General features: G+C 61.6%; 8 protein-coding genes. 4 read left to right on the top strand and 4 right to left on the bottom strand.

The window, feature by feature from the left end; genetic code table 11:
• From flgK to VZ95_RS02000, 4 genes are all read right to left on the bottom strand, one after another.
• A partial coding sequence (gene flgK / locus VZ95_RS02015) for a flagellar hook-associated protein FlgK (RefSeq protein ID WP_045774393.1) occupies positions 1–831 on the bottom strand: 831 nt, incomplete at its 3' end.
• Positions 832–904: 73 nt separating this feature from the next.
• On the bottom strand, positions 905–1,393 hold the full coding sequence (gene flgN / locus VZ95_RS02010; RefSeq protein WP_198148032.1) for a flagellar export chaperone FlgN: 489 nt from the start codon (positions 1,391–1,393) through the stop codon (positions 905–907).
• A 317-nt stretch (positions 1,394–1,710) separates the two neighbouring features.
• The gene (locus tag VZ95_RS02005) at positions 1,711–2,769 is read right to left on the bottom strand and encodes a DegT/DnrJ/EryC1/StrS family aminotransferase (protein ID WP_045774391.1); all 1,059 of its coding nucleotides are present in this window, start codon (positions 2,767–2,769) and stop codon (positions 1,711–1,713) included.
• Positions 2,756–2,938: a hypothetical protein gene (locus VZ95_RS02000; protein ID WP_045774390.1), complete on the bottom strand. Its 183-nt coding sequence runs from the start codon at positions 2,936–2,938 to the stop codon at positions 2,756–2,758. The genes VZ95_RS02005 and VZ95_RS02000 overlap by 14 nt, the downstream gene beginning before the upstream one ends.
• Positions 2,939–3,064: 126 nt before the next feature.
• Here VZ95_RS02000 and VZ95_RS01995 point away from each other — a divergent pair, with 126 nt between their 5' ends.
• From VZ95_RS01995 to VZ95_RS01980, 4 genes are all read left to right on the top strand, one after another.
• Positions 3,065–3,562: a DMT family transporter gene (locus VZ95_RS01995; RefSeq protein WP_045774389.1), complete on the top strand. Its 498-nt coding sequence runs from the start codon at positions 3,065–3,067 to the stop codon at positions 3,560–3,562.
• Between the two features lie 12 nt (positions 3,563–3,574).
• On the top strand, positions 3,575–3,943 hold the full coding sequence (locus VZ95_RS01990; protein WP_045774388.1) for a DMT family transporter: 369 nt from the start codon (positions 3,575–3,577) through the stop codon (positions 3,941–3,943).
• Between the two features lie 57 nt (positions 3,944–4,000).
• Entirely contained in the window at positions 4,001–5,083 is a 1,083-nt protein-coding gene (gene pyrC / locus VZ95_RS01985) for a dihydroorotase (RefSeq protein ID WP_045774387.1), read from the top strand.
• A 43-nt stretch (positions 5,084–5,126) separates the two neighbouring features.
• Positions 5,127–5,478 (top strand): amidase family protein (locus VZ95_RS01980; RefSeq protein WP_045774386.1); only part of this gene is annotated, 352 nt, incomplete at its 3' end.

Below are 5,478 nucleotides of genomic sequence, written 5' to 3'. Positions count from 1 at the left end.
GATTTTGCCGTCGCGGAACTCCGACTTAATGTCGATCTGGGTTTGGCCATTGATCGAAATCGAGGGGATGTTATCCGCCGTATTCATCGTATTCGGTGTCGAGTACGAGAGCTGCACTGCGGTGCCATCGACCAGAATGCGCCCAGCCTTGGTGAACACCACCATTTCGCCCGTATCGCGGCGGAAGGTCTGGATATCCATATTCTCGGCGATTTTCGACAGCGCCACATCGCGCACGTCTTCAAGGTCGCCGGTCGGCTGGCCCAGCGCCGAGGCACGGGTGATCTGCCGATTGAGTTCCTGCACCTGTTGCAGGTTGGTGTTCACTTCGGTAACCGCATCGCCGATTTTACGCGCGCCATCGATCCGCATATCGCGGACCTGCTGGGCCATATCGTTCATCGTCGTCGTCAGGGCTTTGGCTTCGGCCACGACCGAAAGCTGCGCCGAGGCCGATTCCGGCGTCGTCGACAGCGCGTTCAGGGCGTTGTTGAAGCTGGTGATCGTGCTGCCCAACCGCCCGCCGTTTTCCGTCTTCCCAAACATGGTTTGAATCTGGCTGAGGAAAGCGTTTTCCGTCGCCGTGCGGCCTTGAGTCGAGGTTTCCTTGCGGATCTCGCGGCGCATCAGCTCATCGGTTTGGCGGTAGACGGTCTGGGAGGCAACCCCCGCACCCCCTTGCCCCGGATAGGCGACGTTGGTTTGCGGCTGCACCTTTTTGGTATAGCCGACCGTCTTCGCGTTGGAGACGTTGCTGGAAATGACCGCCAGCGAGTTTTGCGCGGCGCGCAGCCCGCTGAGTGCATTATTGAGGGAGAGCGACAGGCTCATGGTGTTCTACCTTTCCCAAACCGTAACGTCTAAAAATCTAAACAGGTTTACCCGGCAAATTTCGCCGGTAGGCTCATAGGGTTTGATCGAACGATCCGTTCGGGCCACCCGGCATATTTTTCACCACGCTGCCCCCGGCGCTATAGGCCCTGGCATCTTCGTTCGCCACATTGCGCGCCGTGTGCACCAGAGCGCTCACGAGGCGGGAGGTGGCGCGAAGGGCGGCGCGCAGCACGCGTTCATTCTGTTCCGACGCGTCCTTCAGCATCAAAACCGCGTCGATCATATCGTCGCGGTCGGCGGCAATATCGGGATCTTCGGTTTCGTAGAGCACGTCGATAATCGGCTCAAGGCTGCCCGTACCCTGGCGGATAGCGGCAGAAAGCCGGTTCTTTTCAACCTGAAGCGGTTCGATTTCGGCAATCCGGCCTTCGTCGATCAGGGCGGTTTCCTCGTCCAGAATCGCCGTTAGCCGGTCAACCAGCTCGGTGACTTCCCGCAGGTCGAACGACAAAGCTGCCAGGGCCGAACGGTCCTGATCGTCGTCGGCGAAATCGGTCATATCCGCTCCCTTGATCGTCGTCATCTTACCGCACCCATCCGGTCCAATCCGGGAGGTTTCTGGTTTGCAGGGCCATCATAGCCTTCCGGCACGCGCCAGAAAACCAATTATGACACAGGCTTACCCGATCCGTACCCGGCATGTTTCGCCTCTAGCGGCGGCTGTTCGTAATCTTGTTAGCGAATATCGTGCCAAAGGCGAGGCATTCGCTATAATGCGTTGAGAAATATATATAATATAAAAAAGACCGGCATCACAAGCGATGCCGGTCTTCGAACTCTGGGCAGAAATTGCCGCGCCGTGTTTGGGGCGGGGGATTAGGCCCCGGTATAGAAGCTGCGCACGGCGCGAATGACCCGTTCCACCTGACCATCGGTGAGTTCGGGGTACATCGGCAGCGACAGGATTTGCTCCGCCAACTGCTCCGTCACCGGCAAGCGCAGGTCGGCGCAGCGGTCGGCCAGCGCCGGGTGACGGTGGCAGGGAATGGGGTAGTGAATGCCCGCGTGGATATTCTGCTTGGCCAGATGGGCCTTCAAATCCTCGCGCTTCGGCGTGCGCAGCACATAGAGGTGATAGACGTTCAGGCAGCCGTCGATATCGCGCGGCAGCGTTAACGGCAGATCGGCGAAAGCTTCCGAATAAGCCTTGGCGATGGCCCGGCGGCGGGCGGTGGTTTCGTCGAGATGGCGCAATTTGACGCGCAAAATGGCGGCTTGCAGCTCATCGAGGCGCGAGTTGAAGCCCGAAATCAGGCTAAGCTGCTTGTCTCTCCAGCCGTATTGGCGCAGCAGCCGCAGCCGGTCGGCCACCGCTTCGTCACTGGTGATGACGATGCCGGCATCGCCGATCGCACCGAGGTTTTTGGTGGGATAGAGGCTGAAACAGCCGATCTTGCCGATGGTGCCGACCTGGCGGCCCTGCCATTCGGCGGCATGGGCCTGGGCGCAATCTTCGATGATTTCGAGATTATGGCGCGCGGCGAGTTCGAGCAGTGGCCCAAGATCGGCGGGATGGCCGTAGAGATGGACTGGCAGAATGGCTTTGGTGCGCGGCGTGATCTTGCGCGCCACATCCACCGGGTCCAGCGTGTAGCGGTCCGCCGTGATATCGGCGAAAATCGGTGTGGCCCCGCTCATTTCAATGGCCGCCACGGTGGCAATCGCCGTATGGGCGGTGGTGATAACCTCGTCGCCCTCGCCGATGCCGAGCGCGCGTAGGGCGAGATGCAGCGCATCGGTGCCATTGGCGACGCCGATGGCGAATTTCGCGCCGGTATAGGCGGCGAATTCCGCTTCGAACTGCTTTACGGCTTCGCCGAGAATATACGTGTGCCCATCCAGCACCGACTGGATCGCCGCGTCAATTTTCGCCATGCATAGCGCGATACTGCGCACTGGGGCGGGCGAAATAAAGCGGCTCGCTGTCGAGCGAGGGCAGATTGGTCACGGTTGCCGAATTCGGCGGCGGCGCTTCGGCGGCCGGAACCGGATTACGGGCGAGGGTCAGCGCATTCTGCAAGCTGAGGATATTGGCAGCGGACACTTCATTCACCTAATGGTCATCGGACCGCCCCGCTGGTCGAGGCCCCCGCATCGCCCTTCGTCCCGTGAGGGGGAGTGAAGCGGCACGCTTGACGAAACCCGGCACTGCCATACTTCCGTCAAAAGGATGATTCCGCTTTCCGGCCGCCAGTGCATCTTAAACTTCGGTAATGTGGTGCCGCGATGCCTGGACGGGGCGCAGAACCTGGGCTATGCCGCTGCGGTTTATCGCTTTCGAGCGCTGACGATTTTTCTAGCGGAGCAAGACTGCGTCATGGGCTCCAACCTGCTCACCTATCTGCCGATTTATTTGCTCTATGCCGCTATCGGAACCGGCGCGGCGGCGGCGGCGAAGATTGCCGTGGGGCATCTGCTGGCGCGGCGTTGGGCGGCCTCCCTGCCGTCGGGTTTTGTTGCGGGCGTTTTGGTGAGCGGTAATTTCGCGCTGCTGGGGTTTCTGTTGTCGCGGATCGATATGAGCGTTGCGGCCCCGATGGCGATTGGCGTCAATCTGCTGATGGCGGCGGTGCTGGCGCGGCTCCTGTTCCGCGAAACGCTCGACGGGTGGAAAATCGCCGGAATGCTGGCCTTGCTCGCGGGCGTCGGCCTGCTGGCTTGGGCGTGAGGGGAACCTGAGATGCGCGCGCTCGACCTGCTGCTTTCCCTCGCCTGTGCCCTACTCACCACGCTCGGGATGATCCTGCTGAAGCGCGCCTTGCCCGAAGCGGTCAGCCTTTCGGCGCTGTTTGGCCAAGCGCTGCCCTTAGCGGTCGCCGCCATCGTCTATTTCGCCGGGTTGGGCCTATGGACAGTGGCGTTGGCGCGTAATGAGCTTTCGACCGCCTATCCGATTGGTATTGGCCTGTCGTTGTTCAGCGCTACCTTGGGCGGCCATTGGGCGTTTGGCGAGCCGCTCAGCCTCGGCAAACTCGCGGGCGGCGGTTTCATTCTGCTCGGGGCATTTTTGATCTCGCGATCCGGGGCAAAATCCGCGCCCCATTCTTGACAGAAAGGCCAGCTCTCCCCTCCTGTAAGGGCACGAACCGCTACAGGATTGGACGCGATGACCCAGGCTAATTCCCCGACAGCACTCACCATCCGCCGTCCTGATGATTGGCACGTGCATTTGCGCGATGGCGACATGCTATCGGCGGTGGTGCCCTATACCGCGCATTCCTTCGCCCGCGCTATCGTGATGCCGAATCTGGTGCCGCCCTTAACGGCGCGCGCCGAGGTTTCGGCCTACCGCGACCGCATTAAGGCCGCCGTTCCCAAGGGCGTTTCCTTTGAGCCGCTGATGACCGCCTATCTGACGGATACGATCACACCGGCGGAAATCGCGGCGGGATTTGCCGATAAAACCTGGGTCGCCGCAAAACTCTATCCGGCGAAAGCCACGACCAATTCCGATTTCGGCGTGACCTCCGTGCGCGGTATTCTGCCGGTGCTGGAGAAGATGGCGGAAATCGGCATGCCGCTGCTCGTGCATGGCGAAGTGACCGATCCCAGCGTCGATATCTTCGACCGCGAATCCTTGTTCATCGATACAATCCTGGCCTTGCTCTGCGACCGGCTGCCCGAGCTTAAAATCGTCTTCGAGCATGTGACGACCGCCGATGCGGTGGCTTTTGTGAAATCGCGCCCGCAGAATGTGGCGGCGACGATTACGGCGCATCACCTGCACATCAACCGCAATGCCATGTTCCAGGGCGGCTTGCGTCCGCATTTTTACTGTCTGCCGGTGGCGAAGCGCGAAATTCACCGGCTGGCCCTGCGCGATGCCGCAACCTCGGGCGATCCCCGCTTCTTTCTGGGCACCGATTCCGCGCCGCATCTGGCCCGCGATAAGGAAAGCGCTTGCGGCTGCGCCGGGCTGTTCACCGCACCCTCGGCGCTCGCGGCCTATCTTCAGGTGTTTGAGGAGGAAAGCGCGCTGGATCGGTTCGAAGGGTTTGCCAGCCTGCACGGCCCGGCCTTCTACGGCCTGCCGGTGAATGCACAGCGCATCACGCTGCGGCGTAGCCCCTCGGCGTCGGCGGAACGGGTGGCGGCGCAGATTAGCGCGCGCGATCAGCATATTGTGCCCTTCTGGGCGGGCGAGGCGTTGCCGTGGAAAATTGAGGCGGAGGCCGCAATTCCGGCGTAATCAATCGCCAAACCTGTAAAAAATACGAGCTAAAGGAGCCCCTATGCCCCACCGTCATCCCCCGCAACGCGCCCTACACGATTGCTCGGAAACCGCCGTTAGCTATCTCGATGCCGCGCTGTCCCGCATCGAGGATGCGGACGGGGAAGGGGCGAAAGCCTTTGTTGCGGTTCACTCGGCGACTGCGCGCGCGGCGGCGGAAAATTCGGACCGGCTGCGCGCGGCGGGCATCCTCCCGTCGCCGCTATCGGGCCTTACGGTTTCGATCAAGGATTTGCTCGATGAAGCCGGGCAGGTGACGCGGGCTGGGTCGGTCGCGCGCGATGATGCGCCGCCCGCATTCCAGGATTCGCCCGTGGTGGCCCGGCTGCGCGCGGCGGGGGCGGTTGTCGTCG

Origin of the sequence: Elstera litoralis (assembly GCF_000963705.1) — a bacterium.
Taxonomy (GTDB): Bacteria; Pseudomonadota; Alphaproteobacteria; order Elsterales; family Elsteraceae; genus Elstera; species Elstera litoralis.
This window is presented reverse-complemented; position numbering and strand designations above follow the sequence as displayed.

Excerpts from the sequence above, each read along its gene's own strand:
- VZ95_RS02005 (WP_045774391.1), bottom strand. The coding sequence starts at position 2,769 with ATGGCGAAAATTGACGCGGCGATCCAGTCGGTGCTGGATGGGCACACG.
- VZ95_RS01995 (WP_045774389.1), top strand. The coding sequence starts at position 3,065 with ATGATTCCGCTTTCCGGCCGCCAGTGCATCTTAAACTTCGGTAATGTG.
- flgN (WP_198148032.1), bottom strand. The coding sequence starts at position 1,393 with ATGACCGATTTCGCCGACGACGATCAGGACCGTTCGGCCCTGGCAGCT.
- pyrC (WP_045774387.1), top strand. The coding sequence starts at position 4,001 with ATGACCCAGGCTAATTCCCCGACAGCACTCACCATCCGCCGTCCTGAT.
- VZ95_RS01990 (WP_045774388.1), top strand. The coding sequence starts at position 3,575 with ATGCGCGCGCTCGACCTGCTGCTTTCCCTCGCCTGTGCCCTACTCACC.